Raw genomic sequence first — 18,403 nt, 5'->3', positions numbered from 1 at the left:
AGGTGAACATGAGTGTGCATGAAATGGTCGACCGGCCCGGTTCCGCTTCCTCCTTCGCTGCTCGCGGCGGCATGGACAACGGCATGGTGTCGCTGGAGACATACCGATCCCCGGAGGCGTTCGAGCTGGAGCGGGAGCGGATCTTCCGGCGGGCCTGGCTTTTCGCCGGACGCGTGGAGGAGGTTCCGAACAAGGCGGACTTCGTCGTGAAGGAATTTGCGATCTGCAAGGCCTCCATCATCATCATTCGCGGCAAGGACGATGTCCTGCGCGCTTTCCACAATGTATGTCCGCATCGCGCGAACCTGGTGGAGAGCCGTCCGAACGGCAATGCGCCGGTTCTGGTCTGCCGTTACCATGGCTGGTCCTATTCGACCGACGGCAGGTTGCGCGGCGTGCCGGACCAGGAGATGTTCCTGGGGCTCGACAAGGCGGGCTGCGGCCTCACGCCGGTCGCGCTGGAGATCTGGGACGGCTGGATGTTCGTCAACCTGGCCGAAACTCCGGAGGTTTCGCTCGACGAATTCCTGGGCGACTGGAAGTCCTTTTACGAAGGGGTCGAATATAATAATCTCGACCATCCCATCGTGGTGGAGACGCGGCTCAACTGCAATTGGAAGATTGTCGCGGACGCCTTCGTCGAGGCCTATCACATCCCCTCGATCCATTCGACGACGCTCAAGACTTTGTTCTCCAACGACGAGAATAAATATGGGCGCCTGCTGGATGCGCGCTTCTTCGGGCCTCATCGCTTCGTTTCGATGTTCGGCAACGCAGCCGCGGAATTCAAGCCCGGCCATGCGATCGCGAAGCTGGTCAACGATCCGGAAAAGGTGCCGCAGCAGGTGATGGATGCCGCAATGGCATATCTGAATCATCCGGCCGTCAACCCGACAAAGCAACCCGACTGGTCGATGGACATCGCGACGATCTTTCCCAACGTCAATATCGCCGCCCGGATCAGCGGCCCGTTCGTCCACGAATATTGGCCGTTGAGCGCGACGGAGACCCTGCACCGGGCGACCTTCTACTTCCCCAGGCCGGCGACGGTGGGAGAGCGATTTGCCATGGAGCACACGATCGCCTGGCTCGTGGACATCATCTATGAGGATCTGGGCAATGTCGAGCGGACCCAGCGGGGCGTGGAGTCGGGCGCCACGCGCGGCATGAACCTGTCGGAGAGCGAAGTGTCGATCCGCCATTCGGTGCAGCAGGTGGAAAAGTGGATCGGGTCGGCCACCGTCGCCGAGGCGCTGGGGAGGGGGCAATGACCGGACCATCCGCGCTGCCCAGGGGCTTTGAGGATCTCGAACCCTTTGTCGAGCAATGGGCGCTGGAGGATTTCCAGGCGCGCAACGAACACCGCTTCGCCGCCGGCATGGCGCAGGTGCAGGCCTTCTACGACGCCGTGGCGCCCAGGGCGCCCGCGATCCTCGATCATCTGGACCCATTGCCGCTGGACGCACTTTCGGCCGATGAGAAGCGGCTTTACCAGCTTCTCATGGCGGTGGCCCATTGCGCGTTGTCGGTGGAATTCCACGGCCAATTGGCGCCGCCCAATTCCACCTACAACCCGGCAGTGCGCATCGTAAAGGGGCCATCTCCCCCCTGATCGCGGCGAGATTTGTGAATATTCGGCGAAGCAGCGGCCTGCGCACCGGAAGAAAGCAGCCCTGCGCTGATCAATTGTGGAAGGTTTGATTGTGGAATCTGGAACGGTTGGCTATTTCGGCGACAGCCCTGAACTCAGCGCCTATCTCGCGAAGATGGATGCATTCATCGATGCCGAGATCAAGCCGCTCGAGCAGCGCGACGACAATATCCGCTTCTTCGACCATCGGCGCGAATGGGCGCGCACCGACTTCGAGGGGGGCGGCCTGCCGCGGCCTGAATGGGAGGCCCTTTTGCGCCAGGCCCGCGATCTGGCCGACCGCGCCGGCTATCTGCGCTTCGGCCTGCCCAGGGCCTTTGGCGGGCAGGATGGTTCCAACCTGTGGATGGCCGCCATCCGCGAGCATCTGGCGGCGCGGGGCCTGGGACTGCACAACGACCTTCAGAACGAGCATTCGATCGTCGCCAACTTCCCCCAGGTGCTGATGTTGCAGGAATTCGGCACGCAGGAGCAGAAGGAGAAATTCATCGGCGGAATGCTGGACGGCGACCTTTCGCTGGCCTTCGCGCTGACCGAGCCGGAGCATGGATCGGACGCGACGCACATGCAGACGCGCGCCGTGCGCGAAAGCCGCAACGGCGCCAGCGGCTGGCGCATAGACGGCGAGAAGATGTGGACCACCGGCATGCACAGCGCCAGCCATGTCATCATCTTTGCCCGCACCCATGGCGAGCGCGGGGACGGCAAGGGCATTACCGGCTTTCTTGTGCCCAGCGACACGCCCGGCCTCAAGATCGAGGAGTGGCTCTGGACCTTCAACATGCCCACCGATCATCCCCGCATCAGCCTCACCAATGTCTGGGTGAGGGACGAGGATCTTTTCGGCGAGCCGGGCGATGGGCTGGCGCTGGCCCAGACGTTCGTCCATGAAAACCGCATCCGGCAGGCGGCGGCGTCCCTTGGGGCGGCAAGCTATTGCATCGAGGAAAGCGTGCGTTACGCCCGCGAGCGCAAGCCGTTCGGCAAGCCGCTGGCCACGAACCAGGCGATCCAGTGGCCGCTCGTCGAAATGAGCACCCAGGCGGAGATGCTGCGCCTGCTGATCCGCAAGACGGCATCCGACATGGACCGGATGTCCCGCGCGGAGGTGACGGCGACGCTTTCCCACAAGGTCAGCATGTGCAACTATTGGGCGAACCGGCTCTGCTGCGAGGCCGCAGACCGCGCCATGCAGGTGCATGGCGGCATCGGATATTCGCGCCACAAGCCCTTCGAGCATATCTACCGGCATCATCGCCGCTACCGCATCACCGAAGGTTCCGAAGAGATTCAGATGCGCAAGATCGCGGCCTATATGTTCGGCCTGGGCGGTGCCCGCAAATAATCATCATGGCGCCGTGCTGCGCCCAGCTATGGACTATCGGCAGATGCAATATTCGATCGGGGACTGCATTCGATATTGGGCGGAAAGGCTGGCCGATGAACCGGCGATCGTCGACGAGGCCGGCGAGATTTCCTGGCGGGATCTGGACCGTTCCACCAACCGGCTGGCGCGGGCCTATCGCGACGCCGGCGTGGGGGAGGGCGATTTCGTCACCATCATGCTGCCCAACGGCCGCGAATTCTACCAGGCCAGCATCGCGGCGTGGAAGGTCGGCGCCATCCCCCAGCCCATTTCCGCCCGGATGCCGCCGGCCGAGCGATCCGCCATCATCGACATCGTGTCGCCCAGGCTGATCGTCGGGTCGGAGGGCGAGCAGACTTCCGTTCCGCAACTGCCCGCCGGTTTCCTTCCCGATCCGGCATTGTCGGACGAGGCGATGGATTATCCCGTTCCGCCTTATTGGAAGGCGGTCGCATCGGGCGGTTCGACCGGCCGGCCCAAGGTGATCGTGTCGCGCCAGCCCGGCATCTTCGATCCCCTGGTCCCGGAATTCCGCATGCCGGTTCAGGGCAGGCAACTGGTCGCGGGGCCGCTCTATCACAATGCGTCGTTCATGTGCAGCTCGCGCGGGCTGTTCTGCGGGAACAGGCTGATCGTGATGGAGCGGTTCGACGCGGAACGCGCCCTGGACCTCATCGATCGGCATCGCATCGACTGGACGATCATGGTCCCGACCATGATGCATCGCATCGCGCGCCTTCCGGCGGAGGTCCGGGACCGGCATGACATGAGCAGCCTGCGGACGGTCGTGCATACGGCGGCGCCCTGCCCGCCCTGGCTGAAGGCGGAGTGGATCGAGTGGCTGGGCGCGGACGTGGTGCAGGAGGCCTATGGCGGCACGGAGGGCTGCGGCACGACCTGGATTTCCGGCGAGGAGTGGCTGGCCAGGCCCGGTTCGGTCGGCCGGGCGGTGGAAGGATGCGCGATCAAGGTCGTGGACGATGCCGGGCAGCCCGTTCCGGCCGGGGTGATCGGCGAAGTCTATATGCGGCCAGACAGCGGTCCGGGTTCCACCTATTTCTACCTGGGCGGCGAATCCAGGCGGTCCGACGACGGCTGGGAAACCATCGGGGACATGGGGCATGTCGACGAGGAGGGTTATCTGTTCCTGGCCGACCGCCGCACCGACCTGATCATCTCCGGCGGCGCCAACGTCTATCCCGCCGAGGTGGAGGCCGCCATCGACGCATTCCCCGGCGTTCGGTCGAGCGCGGTCATCGGCTTGCCGGACGACGATCTTGGAAACCGCGTCCATGCCATCATCGATGCGGCGACGCAGATCGATCCGGAGGCGCTGAAGCGGCATCTGGCGGAGCGGATCGTCCGCTACAAGATACCGCGAACCTTCGAGTTCGTCGCGGATTCGATCCGTGACGAGGCGGGCAAGGTCCGGCGGAGCGCGTTGCGGGCCGCCAGGATGGATGGGTCCGACAACAAGGCCGGCGCGGCAAATCGCGCCTGAACATCGGGATGAGGTGATAGGATGAAGGATCGGGTAGCCATTGTGACCGGGGGGGCGAACGGCCTTGGCGCCGCTGTCGCCAAGGGACTGGCAGGACGCGGAGCCCGGGTTCTCGTCAACTATGCGCACAGCCGGGACGAGGCGGAGGAGACGGTCGAAGCATGCCGCCTGCTGGGCGCCGATGCCCTCGCAGTGCAGGGCGATGTGGGGGAGGATGCGGATTGCCGCCGCATGGTCGCCGCCGCCGCCGAACGGTGGGGGCGGGTCGATGTCCTGGTCAACAATGCGGGCACGACCCGCATCGTCGCCCACGCCGACCTTGAAGGCCTTGGCAGCGACGACTTCCTTTCGATCTATCGCACCAATGTGGTCGGCGCCTTCCAGATGATACGGGCTTGCACGCCCCTGATGAAGCAGGGCGGCTATGGCGCGATCGTCAACGTCTCGTCGATCGCGGCGATCGCGGCGATCGGCAGCTCGATCGCCTATGCGGCTTCGAAAGCCGCGCTCAACAACATGACCGTGTCGCTGGCCAGGGCTCTGGGTCCGGAAATCCGCGTCAATGCCGTTTGCCCCGGCTTCATCGCGACGCGCAGATTCTCCGACGCCCTTGGCGAGGCGGGAATGCGGGAACTGATCGAGACGGTAGAGGGCATGACTCCCCTGCGCCGGGCGGGCACGCCGGAGGACATCGCCACGGCCATCCTGTTCCTGGCCGATGAAGGCGCCCAACATATCACGGGCACCAGCCTGGTGACCGACGCCGGCCAGATCCTCAATCCTTCGCCGTCCGTCGTCTCCGCCAAAGACTGAGTTATGCCGCCGCTCCGGCGGCGCGGCGGCATGACATTCGTCGCGGCCCGTTCACCGGGCAAGCAGGTCGCGGCAGAAGCTGATGACGGCATTGTTGAACAGGCGGGGGCATTCCCAGGACAGGAAGTGCCCCGCGCCGTCCACGAAGAACGGGCCGACCAGATTCCTGTAGGCGACCTCTATGCGCCGGGCGGTGTTGGCGTTCGCCGTGGTGAAGTCATGCGCGCCCAGCAGGAACAGCGTTTCCACGTCGCTCGCCTGCGCCAGCAACGGCGGTTCGGAGAATGTTTCGGGATGGAGCGGCGTTTCGTACCAGCGCAATGAATCGCGGAACATCCTGGCGTCGCCAAAGGGTTCGGCATGGAAGGACGCCATGTCCTCGTCGAAGGCGCCCGGACCGGCTATGCCGGTCGCGGGCCGGCCGGCTTTCCAGACCCTGGTCGTGTAAAAGCCCTTGACGTAATCCCGGCGGGCCTCCGCCGTGTCCAGTCCGGCGCAGAGGCGATCGGCATGATTGCCATGTTCCAATATGTGATCGGTCGCCGCGACGACTTCCTCGATCATGTCGCCGCCGATGCCGGCCGCCGCATAGACATCCCACATGAAGGGGACGACGCCGCTCCACAACACTTGCCGCAGGATGCGTTCGGGGAATCTGTTGACGAGGTCGAGGCCCACTATGGTCCCCTGGTCGAAAGCGGCGAGGACGAACCGCTCATGGCCGAGCGCTTCCATCAACGCCACGCTGTCGCGCCCGGCCATGACCTGATCCGTCCACCTGTCCGCGCGCGGCGGGGAGTCGCCCCATCCGCTCGCATCCGGCGCGATCACCTCGAAACCGGCTTCGGCCAGGGGGCCGATGTTCCGATAGAAGATGCGCTTCGTGCTCGGCCAGCCGTGGAGCATCAATAGCGGCAGGCCGCCCACGCCCTCCCGGATATAGGCGATCTCCGCATTGTCGCGGACGGTGGTCCGGCGGACCTCGAACGAAGCGGCGTGGATCTGGCGATCGGCGGGTGGGGTGGTCATCTGATGCTGCTCCTCGCGCTTTGATGATGGGCTTTGGATTTCCGGCCGCGCCGGTGGAACGGTGCGCCGGTTTGCTGCGCAATAGAATAAATTATCCTATTGTTGAATGAGGCGGCCTTGTCTACGATCTTTCACGGAACCGGGAATATGATGGAGAGGCAAGCGGCAGGACGCGGGTTGGCGCGCCTGCCCGGACCGCGTTCATCCATCCTCCCCGGTCCGCGGAGCCCGACATGATGGGATGAGCCAGTCCCCATGCCGGACCGGCCGGTTTCGGACGAGGCGGGGAGGGGATTTTCATGGAAGCTGTGACCGGCCAAGGATCGTCCGTGATCGAATGCGACGTGCTGGTCGCCGGATCGGGGGCGGCGGGCATTTCCGCCGCGATCGTCGCGGCTCAGGCGGGGCTGTCGGTCGTGGTTGCGGAGAAGGCATCCGTTTTCGGCGGAACCACCGCGCTGTCGGGCGGCGGCGTCTGGATACCGGCCAGCCGGGCGATGCGCGCCGACGGCTTTGACGACAGCATCGCGGACGCCGCCGCCTATCTGAAGGCGGTGCTTGGCGCCCAATATGACGACAGCAAGGTCGAAGCCTATCTCGCTCATGCCAATGAAGCGGTGGATTATCTGAGCGAACATGCCGGCCTGGAACTGATCTCGGCCGGGCTGCCCGATTATGAAATGCACTTGCCGGGGGCCGGACATTCGCGATGCCTGTTGTCCCCCGATTTCGACGGCCGCAAATTGGGGCCGCTCCTTGGCAAGCTGCGGCCGGCCCTGCGGGAAATGGGCGGCCCGCTCGGGTTCCAGATCGGCTTTGCGGACATGGAACCGCTCCTGAACCTGCACCGTTCCTTCGCCGCCTTCCGGAAAAGCGTCCGCATCGTCGCCCGGCAGGTCGCCGACCTGCTTGTCCATGGCCGCGCCACGCGACTGGCGAACGGCAACGCGCTTGCGGCTCGGCTGCTGCTGGCGGCCGCGGACAGCGGGGTTTCGCTTTGGAGCGATGCGCCCGTCAAGTCGCTTCGGACCGCGGACAATCGCGTCATCGGCGCCATCGTCGAACGATCGGGCCAGACGCTGGAGGTCCGGACAAGCAAAGCCGTCATCATGGCGACGGGAGGATTTGGCGCGGATGCGGCGATGCGGCGGGAGCATATCCCGCTCGCCGCGACGAGCTACAGCCTGGCGCCCAGGGAGAATAGGGGCGACGGCATTCGGCTCGCCCTCGGCGCCGGGGGGCGCCTGGCCGAAGGCAATGCCGCCAATGCGATCTGGACGCCCATGTCGGCGGTTCCGGCGGGCGATGGGCCGCCCCGGCCCTTCCCGCATCTGGCGGGAGACCGGCTGAAGCCCGGATCGATCATCGTCGACGCCGACGGGCGCCGCTTCACGGATGAAGCGAATCACTATCAGGCGGTCGGCAACGACATCAACCGGGTCGGCGCCGAACGGATGTTCCTTGTCGGCGACGCGCAATTCCTGCGTCGATACGGCATGGGGCTGGCGCGTCCGGCACCCTGGCCGCATGGCGCGCTGCTGCGGAAAGGATATTTGAAGCGGGCGGGGACCGTCGCGGAACTGGCGGGCCAATTGGGAATCGATCCGGCGCGGCTTGAACGGACGGTCGCCACGTTCAACGAACATGCGCGCCAGGGCCAGGATCCGGAGTTCGGCCGGGGCGCCCATGCCTATTCGCACTTCATGGGCGATCCGGGGAGGGACAATCCCAGCCTGGCGCCGCTGGAGCACGCGCCCTTTTATGCGATCGAATTGAGGCCGGGCGATCTTTGCACGTTGCTGGGGGTGGTGACGGATGCTCGCGCCGCCGTCCTGGACGCTGCGGGGCAACCGATAGCCGGCCTCTATGCCGTTGGACTGGACATGAATTCCCCCTGGCGCGGGGCCTATCCGGGCGGCGGCGCCGCTTTGGGGCCTGCCATCGTCTTCGGCTACCTCGCAGCGCGGGACATCGTCCGGGCAGGGCAGGCCGCCGCCTGAGCGGGGCCGCCCCGGTCGCGACGCGGGCAGCCTTTCGCCCCGACGAAAAGCTGCCCGCATTCCCATCTCAGCGGGTGCTGGCGCGCCCCTTCTGCATTTCCGTGCGGATATACTGGCGCACATCTTCGCGCTGGCGATCCGTGAACTCTTCGAAGCGCGGCATGCCGCCCGACACCAGCGCCCCTTCGCGCAGCACGCTCGCAAAGGCTTCGGGAGAGGTCGGTATGGTCGACCGCCGCAGGTCCGGCGCGTGCGATCCGCTTACCGCGCCGAAGCCGTGGCACACGACGCAGTGCTTCATGTAGATCACCGCTCCGGCGGCGGCGCTGGCCGGGTTGGGCGCGAATTCCGGATCGGCGGCGATGGGCTGGACGGAATGCTTGTCGGCCGGAAGCTTCGCCCTGGCGCCGATGGCGAAGGTCAGGACGCGCCGTTTCTGGCTGCGGGGATCGATATTATACCGGGACAATATCGGCGCCCACATCGCCAGGCCCGTGCCAAGGCCGGTGATTATGGTCACATATTGGGTGTCGCCCACCCTATAGGAAATGGGCGGGGCCACGATCGGCGTGCCGGCCGCGAAGGACCAGACGGTTTTGCCCGTGGCCGCGTCATAGGCCTTGAAGCTTCCGTCCACCGTGCCCTGGAAGACCAGCCCGCCCGCCGTCGCCATGACGCCGCCGTTCGCCAGCGTCGGATGCTCCACGCTCCATTTCTTCTTCTGCGTGACGGGATCCCATGCGACGAGCGCCCCCGTCGCCTGTTTCGGATCCTTCACGTCGAAGTCGGGAATGAACGATCCGCCGGACGATCGGTCCAGAGGCGGCTTGTAATGGGCGAGGTCGGGCTCGTCCCGGATGGTCATTCCGGCATTGATGACCGGAATATAGGCCAGCCTGGTGGCCGGACTATAGGCCATGGGTTGCCAACTATGGCCGCCGGCCGACGAGGGCCAGATGGTGAAGGTCTTGCCGTCCGGGTAGCGCGCGTCCGGATTTTCGACCGGGCGGCCGGTCGCCAGGTCGATTTTGCTGGCCCAGTTCACCTTCGTATAGGGTTCGGCGGAAATCAGCTTTCCCGTGACGCGGTCTATGACGTAGAAAATGCCGTTCTTGGGCGCCGTCACCAGGACTTTGCGCGGCTTGCCGGCAATGGTCAGGTCGGCCAGGGCCATGTCCATCGCGGCGTTATAGTCCCATGTCTCGCCCGGATTCTGCTGATAATGCCATTTATACTCGCCGGTGGAGCCGCTGACCGCCACGACGGACGCCAGGAACAGATTGTCTCCCTTACCGCCGCTTCGCACCTTGTGATTCCATGGATAACCATTCCCGGTTCCCAGGAAGATGCTGTCGGTTTCGGGATCATAGGATATGGCGTTCCATACCGTGCCGCCGCCGCCATATTTCCACCATTCTCCCGACCAGGTTCCGGCCGCCATTTCCATGGCCTTGTTTTCGAACCCGTCGGCGGGATTGCCCGGCACGGTGTAGAATCGCCACAATTGCTTGCCGGTGTCCGCATCATAGGTGGTCACATAGCCCCGCACCTTCCCCATGTCGCCGCCGAAGCCGACGATGACCTTGCCCGCATAATAGCGCGGTGCGCCGCTGATATAGGTGGGCTGGTCCTTGTCGAAGGTCTGCACGCTCCAGACCTCCTTGCCTGTCCGGGCGTCGATCGCGATCAGGCGGCCGTCCTGCGTTCCCGTATAGATCTTGCCATTGCCCCAGGCGATGCCCCGGCTGCCCCATCCCAGGCGAAGATTGGGCCCGGCCGCCTCCGCGGCGTGCGGGTCATGGCGCCAGAGCAATTTTCCGGTCTTCGCGTCGATGGCGTGCACGATGCTGTGCCCGACGCCGAAATAGAGGACGCCATCCACCGCGATAGGCTGGGTGGCCGAATTTTCCGGGCCAAGGTCGAACCACCATGCCAGCCCCAGATCGCCGACCGTCTTGCCGTCGATCTGCGTCAGGGGGCTGTAATGCTGTTCGCCGAAGCTGCGCCCATAGCCCGGCCAGTCCTTTCCGTCGCTGCCGTCGAGATAAGGCTCCGCCGGCCGGGGCGCCGAGCATTGCTGCGTCGTTCCCGCCACCATGGCCAGAGCCAGGGACATCAATGCCGCCTTCCTGAAATGCCGCATCCCATTTTCCTTCATATTCGGTGATCGGCCGATTCCGGCCATGTCCGCGCGCGGGATCGACTTAATCCGTGCCGTGGAGGAGTTGGTGGAAGGGTGCGGGATCGCAATATTCGGCGATATGGTGGATAAGACCGTCCTTGAACTTTATGACCATGCACACGGGCACTTCGAATTCGCGGCCGTCATTCAGTCGTCCCCAGACGACATGCTGCTGCACGAGCGTGCTGGCGTCCGTCACGTCGCGTTCGATGTTCCTGTATTCGACGGCCGAGCAGATCGAAAAAAAGCCCTGCAACTTGGCCAGGTTCTCTTCGCGTCCCTGCACGATCCGGTCGTCATTGTGCCAGACGGTCGCGTCCGGCCCATAGGTGCTGACGAATCCGGCCGCGTCGCGGTTCGAGAAAGCCTGCGTGAACCGCTCCGCGACTGCCAGCATGGCGGATTTCATATCTTTTTCCAAAGTTTTTACCTCCCCAAGAACTTATATTTGCCGGAAGATCCAATCGTTCCAGGCCATCGGCGCGGCGCGGCATGAGATGCTCCATGACGCGACACTGCAAATGCGTGGGCGCCGCGAAGACGGTGGGCCGCGGGCGTCGTGTCGGCCTGGCGCTTCCACAGGCGCCAAGCCCGCGTCGTCCCGAATCATAAGATAGGTTATGCGGTGATGCAAGGCGCTCGCGGCGGGCATGCCCACCGGCGACGGGTGCATCGGGACAATCCTCAACCCATGTGAAATCCCGCATTTCAACGCTCGATCCGTTCAAATCGCGATTATCGACCCGCCCTTTCAGGCGCCCTCTTTCCATCGATACATTTTTCTGCAATGGACTGCAAATAATTCGCCGCCTGGGTGATCGAGTCCCGGCGAATACGGATATTCGGAAAGGAGGAGCGGATGAGCGGCCCACTGGCAGGCGTTCGCATCATCGAGATGGCGGGCATCGGTCCCGGCCCGTTCTGCGGGATGATGCTGGCCGATCATGGCGCGGAGGTGATCCGGGTGGAACGCCCCGGCGCGGTCGTCGACCGGCACGACGCGCTGGCGCGTTCGCGCAAATCCATCGTGCTGGACCTGAAGGATGCCGACGCCATCGCGCGCTTGCGCGGGCTTGTCGCGACGGCCGACGGGCTGATCGAGGGTTTTCGGCCCGGCGTCATGGAGCGGCTGGGCCTTGGCCCGGACGTGCTGCTGGCCGACAATCCGAAGCTGGTCTATGGCCGGATGACCGGATGGGGGCAGACCGGCCCGCTCGCACAGGCTGCTGGACATGACATCAATTATGTTGCGCTTTCGGGCGCCCTGCATGGTTGCGGGCGTGCTGGCGAAAGGCCGACGCCGCCGATGAACCTGCTGGGCGACTTCGGCGGCGGCGCGATGATGCTGGCCTTCGCGATGGCGAGCGCCCTGTTCCACGTGGCCCGGGGCGGCAGCGGCCAGGTGATAGATTGCGCCATCACCGATGGTTCGGCGCTGCTCAACGCCATGACGATGAGCTTCGTGACGGCGGGCGAATGGCGGGACGAGCGCGGCGTCAACCTGCTCGATACGGGCGCGCATTTCTACGACAGCTATGAATGCGCCGACGGCAAATATATCAGCATCGGGGCGATCGAACCGAAATTCTACGCCCTGTTGCGGGAAAAGCTGGGCCTGGAAGACGACGCCGCGTTCGACCGGCAGTTGGACGCGACGGCATGGCCGCTGCTGAAGACGCGGCTGGAGGCGCTGTTCCGGACGCGCGCCCGCGATGAATGGTGCGCGCTGCTGGAGGGGACCGACGCCTGCTTCGCGCCGGTGCTGTCGGTGGCGGAGGCGCCCCGCCATCCCCACAATGCGGCCCGCGACACGTTCATCGATGTCGACGGCCTCATGCAGCCCGCGCCCGCGCCCCGCTTTTCGGTGACGCGGGCGGATCGCCCCCGCGCGGCGGGGCCGGTCGGGGCCGACACGGTCGAGATTCTTCAATCGGCGAATATGGCGGGATAGCCGCCGCGACATCAACAATTCGGAACGCTTCAACCCTATCGACAGGAACAGGACGCATGCCAGAAGCCTTCATCTTCGACGCCGTTCGCACGCCCAGAGGGCGCGGGAAACCCGACGGCTCGCTTCACGAGATCAGCGCGCTGGAGCTTGCCGCGCAGACGCTGGGCGCCATTCGCGATCGCCATCGACTGGACACGTCGCTGGTGGACGACGTGATCCTGGGCTGCGTCATGCCGGTGGGCGAACAGGGCGCGGACATCGCCCGGCTCGCCGTGCTGGCGGCCGACTATGCGCAGTCCACCGCCGGGGTCCAGGTCAACCGCTTCTGCGGATCGGGGCTTGAGGCGTGCAACATGGCGGCTGCCAAGGTGGTGTTCGGCGAAGCCGAATTCGCCATCGGCGGCGGCGTCGAATCCATGTCGCGCGTGGCGATGGGGGCCGATGGCGGGGCGATGGCGGTCGATCCCAGCTTCGCTTATGACAGCTATTTCACGCCCCAGGGTATCGGCGCCGATCTGATCGCCACGCTCGACGGATTCAGCCGCGAGGATGTCGACGGCTATGCAGTGGAAAGCCAGCGCCGGGCGGCGCGCGCCTGGGCGGAAGGGCGCTTTTCCCGTTCGGTCGTTCCGGTGGTCGACCAGGCCGGCGTCACGCGGCTCGACCATGACGAACATATCCGCGCCGACGCGACGATTGACTCGCTCGCCACGCTCAAGCCCTCCTTCAAGGCGATGGGCGAGACGCTGTTCGACCCGGTGGCGATCCAGCGCTATCCGGAAATCAGCCAGGTCGACCATGTCCACCATGCCGGCAATTCCAGCGGCATCGTCGACGGCGCGTCGGCGGTTCTGATCGGATCGCGCGAGGCCGGCGAAAAGGCCGGCTTGAAGCCGCGGGCCAAAATCCTGGGCGCGGCCTCCATCGGATCGGAGCCGACGATCATGCTGACCGGCCCGTCCTATGTCACTGAAAAGCTGCTGAAGCGGCTGGGCATGGCGGTGGCCGACATCGACCTTTTCGAACTGAACGAGGCCTTCGCGGCGGTGGTGCTGCGCTACATGAAGATGCTCGACATCCCGCATGACAAGATCAACGTGAACGGCGGCGCGATCGCCATGGGGCATCCGCTGGGCGCGACCGGCGGGATGATCCTGGGAACCGTGCTGGACGAGCTGGAACGGTCCGGCAAGGAAACGGCCGTAATCAATTTGTGCGTCGGCGCGGGCATGGGCACCGCAATGGCCATCGCGCGCGTCTGAGGAGAGTATCATGCAGCATATCAGCATCGAAACAGGCGCGGACGGCATCGCGCTCGTCCGGTTCGACGTCATCGGCCGGACGATGAACACCATCACGGCGGCGTTTTCGCAGGAACTGGAACAGCTTGTCGAACGGCTGAAGGGCGATGCCGCGATCAAGGGCGCGATATTGACGTCGGGCAAGGACAACGGCTTCATCGCCGGCGCCGACCTGGTCGAGATGGAGGGCGACATCGCCCGCTGGCGCGTGGCGAGCACCCAGGAGGAATTGGCCGGTGCGGTTGCCGATTGCGCGTCGCTGAGCCGTCGCCTGCGCGCCATCGAAACGCTGGGCAAGCCGGTTGTCGCGGTGATCAACGGGCTGGCGCTGGGCGGCGGAATGGAAGTGGCGCTGGCCTGCCATTATCGCGTCGTGGCCGACAATCCGAAGATCCAGCTAGGCTTTCCGGAAGCGACCATCGGCCTGTTGCCCGGCGCGGGCGGGACTCAGCGCCTGCCCCGGCTCATCGGGCTTCAGGCCGCGCTGCCGCTGCTGCTCCAGGGCAAGCCCGTCAGTCCGGCCAAGGCGCTTGAACTGGGCTTCGTCGATGCGGTGGTTCCCGCCGCCGATCTGATCGAGACTGCCAAAGCGTGGCTGCTGTCGGTCGGCGATCCGGTTGCCCGCTGGGACCGCAAGGGCTTCAAGCTGCCCGGCGGCGCTCCCTATTCGTCAGCGGGCCAGCAGATCATGGCAGGCGCCAACGCCATGCTGCGGTCGACAAGCTACGGCAATTATCCGGCGCAGGAACAGATTTTGAAGGCCGTGTTCGAAGGAACGCAGGTGCCGATGGATGCCGGCCTGCGCATCGAAAGCCGCCGCTTCCTCAACACGGTGCAGACGCCCCAGGCGGAGGCGATGGTGCGCACCCTGTTCCTGTCGATGCAGGCGCTGGGCAAGGGGCAGGGCCGCGCGGCGGGGCGCGAGAAGTTCGATCCCCGGAAAGCAGGCGTGCTGGGCGCGGGCATGATGGGCGCGGGCATCGCGCATGCGCATGCCCTGGCGGGCATCGACACCGTGCTGATCGATGTCGACCAGGCCGCCGCCGACAAGGGCAAGGCCCATGGGGACAATCTGCTGGACAAGGCTGTCCGCCAGGGGCGCCTGTCGCAGGAGAAGGCGGATGCGGCGAAGGCCCGAATCCGCGCTTCGACGGACTATGGCGACCTTGCGGGCGCGGACATCGTGATCGAGGCGGTGTTCGAGAACCGCGCCCTGAAGGCGGAGGTCACGCGCAAGGCGGAGGCGGTGCTGGGATCGAACGCGATATTCGGAAGCAATACCTCGACGCTGCCCATCGACGGACTGGCCGACGCCTCCCAGCGTCCCGAATCCTTCGTCGGCATCCACTTCTTCTCGCCGGTCGATCGCATGCGCCTTGTCGAGATCATCCGGGGCAAGCGCACCAGCGACGCCACGATCGAGGCCGCGACCGATTATGTGCTGCGGATCGGCAAGGTTCCGATCATCGTCAACGACAGCCGCGGCTTCTACACCAGCCGGGTGTTCGGCACCTATATCGCCGAAGGCTATGAGATGCTTGCCGAAGGGATGGCGCCGGCCATCATCGACAATGTCGGCCGCATGACCGGCATGCCGCGCGGACCGCTGGAACTGAGCGACGACGTGGCGCTCGACCTGCTCGACAAGGTGACGAAGCAGACGGCGGCGGATTTGGGCAGCGCCTATGTCGCCAAGGCGCAGGACGGGATCGTCGACCGACTGGTCAACCAGCTCGGCCGCCTGGGACGCAAGAACGGCCGGGGCATCTATGACTATGCGCAGGACGGCAGCGGCAAGACATTATGGGTCGGACTGGCTGATCTCGCGCCCCCCAGCATAGTGTCGAGCGACGCGGCGCTGGTTGAGCGCATTCGCCTTCGGCTGCTCTACCGCCAGGCCATCGAGGCGGCGCGCTGCGTCGACGAAGGGGTGATCGGCGATCCGCGACAGGCAGATGTGGGGGCGATCCTGGCCTGGGGCTTTCCGGCATGGACCGGGGGGCCGCTCTCCTTCATCGATTCCGTCGGCGCCTCGACCTTCGCCGCCGTCGCGGACGAACTGGCGCGCGATCATGGGGACAGGTTCGCCATACCGCCCCTGTTGCGCAAGCTCGCCGAAGAACGGGGCCGGTTTTACGAGGCCCCGATCCGGCAGAAAGCGGCATGATCGACCGCGCCCAACCATGGACGGCGCGGTTCCGCAAGGGGGCGGCCGCCTGATCGGCGCGGGCGATCGTCTGGATCGGCGCCGGGGCGTGTCTTCCGCTCCGGCGCCGGCCCATGGATGGAACTGGCCAAGGGAGCGCCGGAGCATCATGCTGGCGCGCCGCTTGAATCTCGCTAAACATGCTCCGATGCTGACGCTCCGTGAGCCTGAGATGCTGCTTGCCGCCGCTGCCGAAGGCCGCGATTGCCGCCGGTCGGACATGACGACGCGCTGTGCCCGGCTCGCCGCCTTGCGCGGATGGCGGGGACCGGCATGACCTCTCCGCCCGCTTCCGGCCACTCGCGGATTTCCAATCGGGAACTATATGCCGTCGCCGGCATGACCAGCGCCAGCGCGCCGATGTTCGAACGCCGTCGCCGCATATTGCGCGAAACCCAGCATATGCTGGCGGAACAGGGCCTTGGCGGTTTCAGCACGATGGAATTGAGCCGGCGATCCGGGGTCGCGCAGCGCACGATATTCAACGCGTTCGGCAATCGCGACAATCTGGTGGCGCTGGCGATCCGATTTTATTTCGAGGAGTTCAACCTGGCGCTGGCCGATCGATTCGACGTGTCCACGCTCGACGGGGCGTTGGGGAAGTTGACGGCGACGACATTGCGCAATCTTCAATTGCGCAACTATATGACCGCGATCGTCTCATTGCATTTTTCACCCTCGGCGCCGGCTCAGGTGCGGGCTGTCACCTTGGCCATCGGTGCGGGATTCTTCCGCGATTGGCTGGACAACCAGCGAAACAGGAGCTTGCTGCCCGCGGAGATCGACCTTGGGCGGCTGACCCGGCACATCGCCCATCTCGAATATGCCGTGATCAACGATTGGCTGGTCGGCGCGGTGGAGGAGGCCCAGGTCGTCGACAATATGTTGCAGGCTGTCCTGGAAATGCTGGTCGGCGCGCTGGATGGCGATGTTCGCGCGCGACTGGAGCAATATCTGGCGGACGTTCGGGACTCAGGGCCGCTCTCGCTGCAATTGAAGGCCGATGGAGCGAGCGCCATCGCGGCATTGTCCCTGTAGAGGGACCAGCCGAAAAAGCATGGCATCGGTTCGTCCGGCCGGCACCATCCGAACGCCTCAAAGCAGCGGATCGTTCGGCGTCGCGCCGAACGCCAGCGTCCCCAGACTCTCGCTCGCCGTATCCGGATCCAGGAAGGCATGCAGGCGCAATATCTCAAGGTCGCGGGCGTAGCGTTGCAGCGGATTGGCCTCGCGATAGCCGTTCGCGCCGACCCCCTGCATGATCAGCCGCATGGTGTCGGCGGCGAGTTCTATGATCAGCACGGCGTTCATTTTCGCGGCGGCGCGGGCTTCCAGCGGGCGCAGCCGGTCGGGCGCGCCGGGGGTCAGGAGATCGGCGACATAGGCGTCGAGCATCTGCTCCGCCAGGCGCGTTTGCGCGAGCACCCGGCCAAGCCTCATGCGGGCGGAGGACTTGGCGGAAACGGCCTCTCCAGTATTCGTATTATGGCGGGCGCGCACCTGGCTCAGGAAAATGTCGGTCGCGCCGCGCAGCGCGCCCACGAAGACGGGCAGCGGCTCCACGAAAAGCGCCGGCATCAGCGGCAAGGCATAGAGCGGTTGGTCGGCATGGATCGCGGCGCCCGGCGCTACGCCCGCCAGCAGGTCCGCCAGCGACAATGACCTGTGGGCCGGTACGAACACGTCGTGCACGGCGACGTCGTGACTGCCGGTGCCCTTCATGCCGGTGACGTGCCAGGTGTCGATCATCTCCACCTGATCGCGCGGGATGGTGAAGGTGCGCGCCTCCGGCGGGCCGTCGGGCGGATAGACGAGGCCGCCGAAGATGACCCAATCGGCATGGACGATGCCCGAACTCCAGGCTGTCCGCCCGGTGATGCGATAGCCGCCCGGCACGATCTCCACCTTCGCGACCGGCGCTGCCTGTCCCGCGCCCAGCGCATAGTTGCGCGAGCGGAACAGCTCCTCCTGCCCCTCCATCGGCAGCAGGGCGGCGCGCCATGCCTGGCCGATATAGAAGGACGCCACCCAGGCTGTGGACGGGCATGCCGCCGCCAGGATGGACACGACCCGCGACATCGTGTCGAGATGCAGCCCGTGGCCGCCGAAGCGGGTCGGGGTGAGGATCGCCATCAGCCCCGCGTCGACCAGTTCCCTGATGCTCTCGTCGAGCGGTGCGCGGTTCAATTCGGTCGCCTGCGCCCGCTCGGCAAGTCGCGGCGCGATCTCCCTGGCGCGGGCGACGAGCGTCTCCGCGTCCAGCGGTTGCTTGCCATGCGGCTGCTCTGCGAGGGCAATATCTGCTTCGATGCGGGGGATCGTCGACACGGGCAGCATCCTTCAACCGTTGTTCGGATACTGACTATGAAGCAAATAATATCCGGGCATCCGCCCGCGCAGCAG

At 65.4% G+C, this 18,403-nt stretch carries 15 protein-coding genes; 11 read left to right on the top strand and 4 right to left on the bottom strand.

What is annotated here, in order from left to right; translation table 11 throughout:
* The first annotated feature begins 8 nt into the window (after nt 1-8).
* The 5 genes from L286_RS37810 (at nt 9) to L286_RS37790 (ending at nt 5,331) form a co-directional block, all read left to right on the top strand.
* The gene (locus L286_RS37810; protein WP_235181790.1) at nt 9-1,271 is read left to right on the top strand and encodes an aromatic ring-hydroxylating oxygenase subunit alpha; all 1,263 of its coding nucleotides are present in this window, start codon (nt 9-11) and stop codon (nt 1,269-1,271) included.
* A complete protein-coding gene (locus L286_RS37805; protein WP_020819545.1) occupies nt 1,268-1,612 on the top strand; it encodes a hypothetical protein in 345 nt (114 codons plus the stop codon). The genes L286_RS37810 and L286_RS37805 overlap by 4 nt, the downstream gene beginning before the upstream one ends.
* Nucleotides 1,613-1,703: 91 nt before the next feature.
* Nucleotides 1,704-2,996 carry an acyl-CoA dehydrogenase family protein gene (locus L286_RS37800; RefSeq protein WP_013053978.1) on the top strand — a complete coding sequence of 431 codons (1,293 nt, stop codon included), beginning with the start codon at nt 1,704-1,706 and terminating at the stop codon, nt 2,994-2,996.
* A 43-nt stretch (nt 2,997-3,039) separates the two neighbouring features.
* On the top strand, nt 3,040-4,518 hold the full coding sequence (locus L286_RS37795) for an AMP-binding protein (RefSeq protein WP_025160644.1): 1,479 nt from the start codon (nt 3,040-3,042) through the stop codon (nt 4,516-4,518).
* 21 nt (nt 4,519-4,539) lie between these two features.
* Nucleotides 4,540-5,331, top strand: a complete 792-nt coding sequence (locus L286_RS37790; protein ID WP_013053976.1) for an SDR family NAD(P)-dependent oxidoreductase — start codon at nt 4,540-4,542, stop codon at nt 5,329-5,331.
* A gap of 51 nt (nt 5,332-5,382) precedes the next feature.
* On the opposite strand, the gene L286_RS37785 is transcribed toward L286_RS37790, so the two are convergent.
* Nucleotides 5,383-6,360: an alpha/beta hydrolase gene (locus L286_RS37785; RefSeq protein WP_020819548.1), complete on the bottom strand. Its 978-nt coding sequence runs from the start codon at nt 6,358-6,360 to the stop codon at nt 5,383-5,385.
* 299 nt (nt 6,361-6,659) lie between these two features.
* On the opposite strand from L286_RS37785, the gene L286_RS37780 reads away from it, so the two are divergent.
* On the top strand, nt 6,660-8,360 hold the full coding sequence (locus L286_RS37780; RefSeq protein ID WP_020819549.1) for an FAD-dependent oxidoreductase: 1,701 nt from the start codon (nt 6,660-6,662) through the stop codon (nt 8,358-8,360).
* 67 nt (nt 8,361-8,427) lie between these two features.
* On the opposite strand, the gene L286_RS37775 is transcribed toward L286_RS37780, so the two are convergent.
* Together L286_RS37775 and L286_RS37770 are read right to left on the bottom strand one after the other, a co-directional pair.
* Nucleotides 8,428-10,476 carry a PQQ-dependent dehydrogenase, methanol/ethanol family gene (locus L286_RS37775; RefSeq protein WP_029986542.1) on the bottom strand — a complete coding sequence of 683 codons (2,049 nt, stop codon included), beginning with the start codon at nt 10,474-10,476 and terminating at the stop codon, nt 8,428-8,430.
* Nucleotides 10,477-10,564: 88 nt separating this feature from the next.
* Nucleotides 10,565-10,951, bottom strand: a complete 387-nt coding sequence (locus L286_RS37770; protein ID WP_020819551.1) for a nuclear transport factor 2 family protein — start codon at nt 10,949-10,951, stop codon at nt 10,565-10,567.
* 450 nt (nt 10,952-11,401) lie between these two features.
* On the opposite strand from L286_RS37770, the gene L286_RS37765 reads away from it, so the two are divergent.
* From L286_RS37765 to L286_RS37750, 5 genes are all read left to right on the top strand, one after another.
* A complete protein-coding gene (locus L286_RS37765; RefSeq protein ID WP_020819552.1) occupies nt 11,402-12,493 on the top strand; it encodes a CaiB/BaiF CoA transferase family protein in 1,092 nt (363 codons plus the stop codon).
* Between the two features lie 56 nt (nt 12,494-12,549).
* Nucleotides 12,550-13,755, top strand: coding sequence for an acetyl-CoA C-acetyltransferase (locus tag L286_RS37760; protein WP_013053969.1), 1,206 nt, complete (start codon nt 12,550-12,552; stop codon nt 13,753-13,755).
* A gap of 10 nt (nt 13,756-13,765) precedes the next feature.
* Nucleotides 13,766-15,961, top strand: coding sequence for a 3-hydroxyacyl-CoA dehydrogenase NAD-binding domain-containing protein (locus tag L286_RS37755; RefSeq protein ID WP_020819553.1), 2,196 nt, complete (start codon nt 13,766-13,768; stop codon nt 15,959-15,961).
* A gap of 187 nt (nt 15,962-16,148) precedes the next feature.
* Nucleotides 16,149-16,277: a hypothetical protein gene (locus tag L286_RS49600; RefSeq protein ID WP_274518523.1), complete on the top strand. Its 129-nt coding sequence runs from the start codon at nt 16,149-16,151 to the stop codon at nt 16,275-16,277.
* The gene (locus L286_RS37750) at nt 16,274-17,038 is read left to right on the top strand and encodes a TetR/AcrR family transcriptional regulator (protein ID WP_235181791.1); all 765 of its coding nucleotides are present in this window, start codon (nt 16,274-16,276) and stop codon (nt 17,036-17,038) included. Before L286_RS49600 ends, L286_RS37750 begins: the two co-directional genes overlap by 4 nt.
* Nucleotides 17,039-17,095: 57 nt before the next feature.
* On the opposite strand, the gene L286_RS37745 is transcribed toward L286_RS37750, so the two are convergent.
* Complete coding sequence (locus L286_RS37745) at nt 17,096-18,337, bottom strand: acyl-CoA dehydrogenase family protein (protein ID WP_020819556.1); 1,242 nt, start codon at nt 18,335-18,337, stop codon at nt 17,096-17,098.
* Nucleotides 18,338-18,403 lie beyond the last annotated feature (66 nt).

This window comes from Sphingobium sp. HDIP04 (assembly GCF_000445085.1).
GTDB lineage: Bacteria > Pseudomonadota > Alphaproteobacteria > Sphingomonadales > Sphingomonadaceae > Sphingobium > Sphingobium indicum.
The sequence above is the reverse complement of the archived record's forward strand: the minus strand, read 5'-3'. Positions and strand labels throughout refer to the sequence as shown.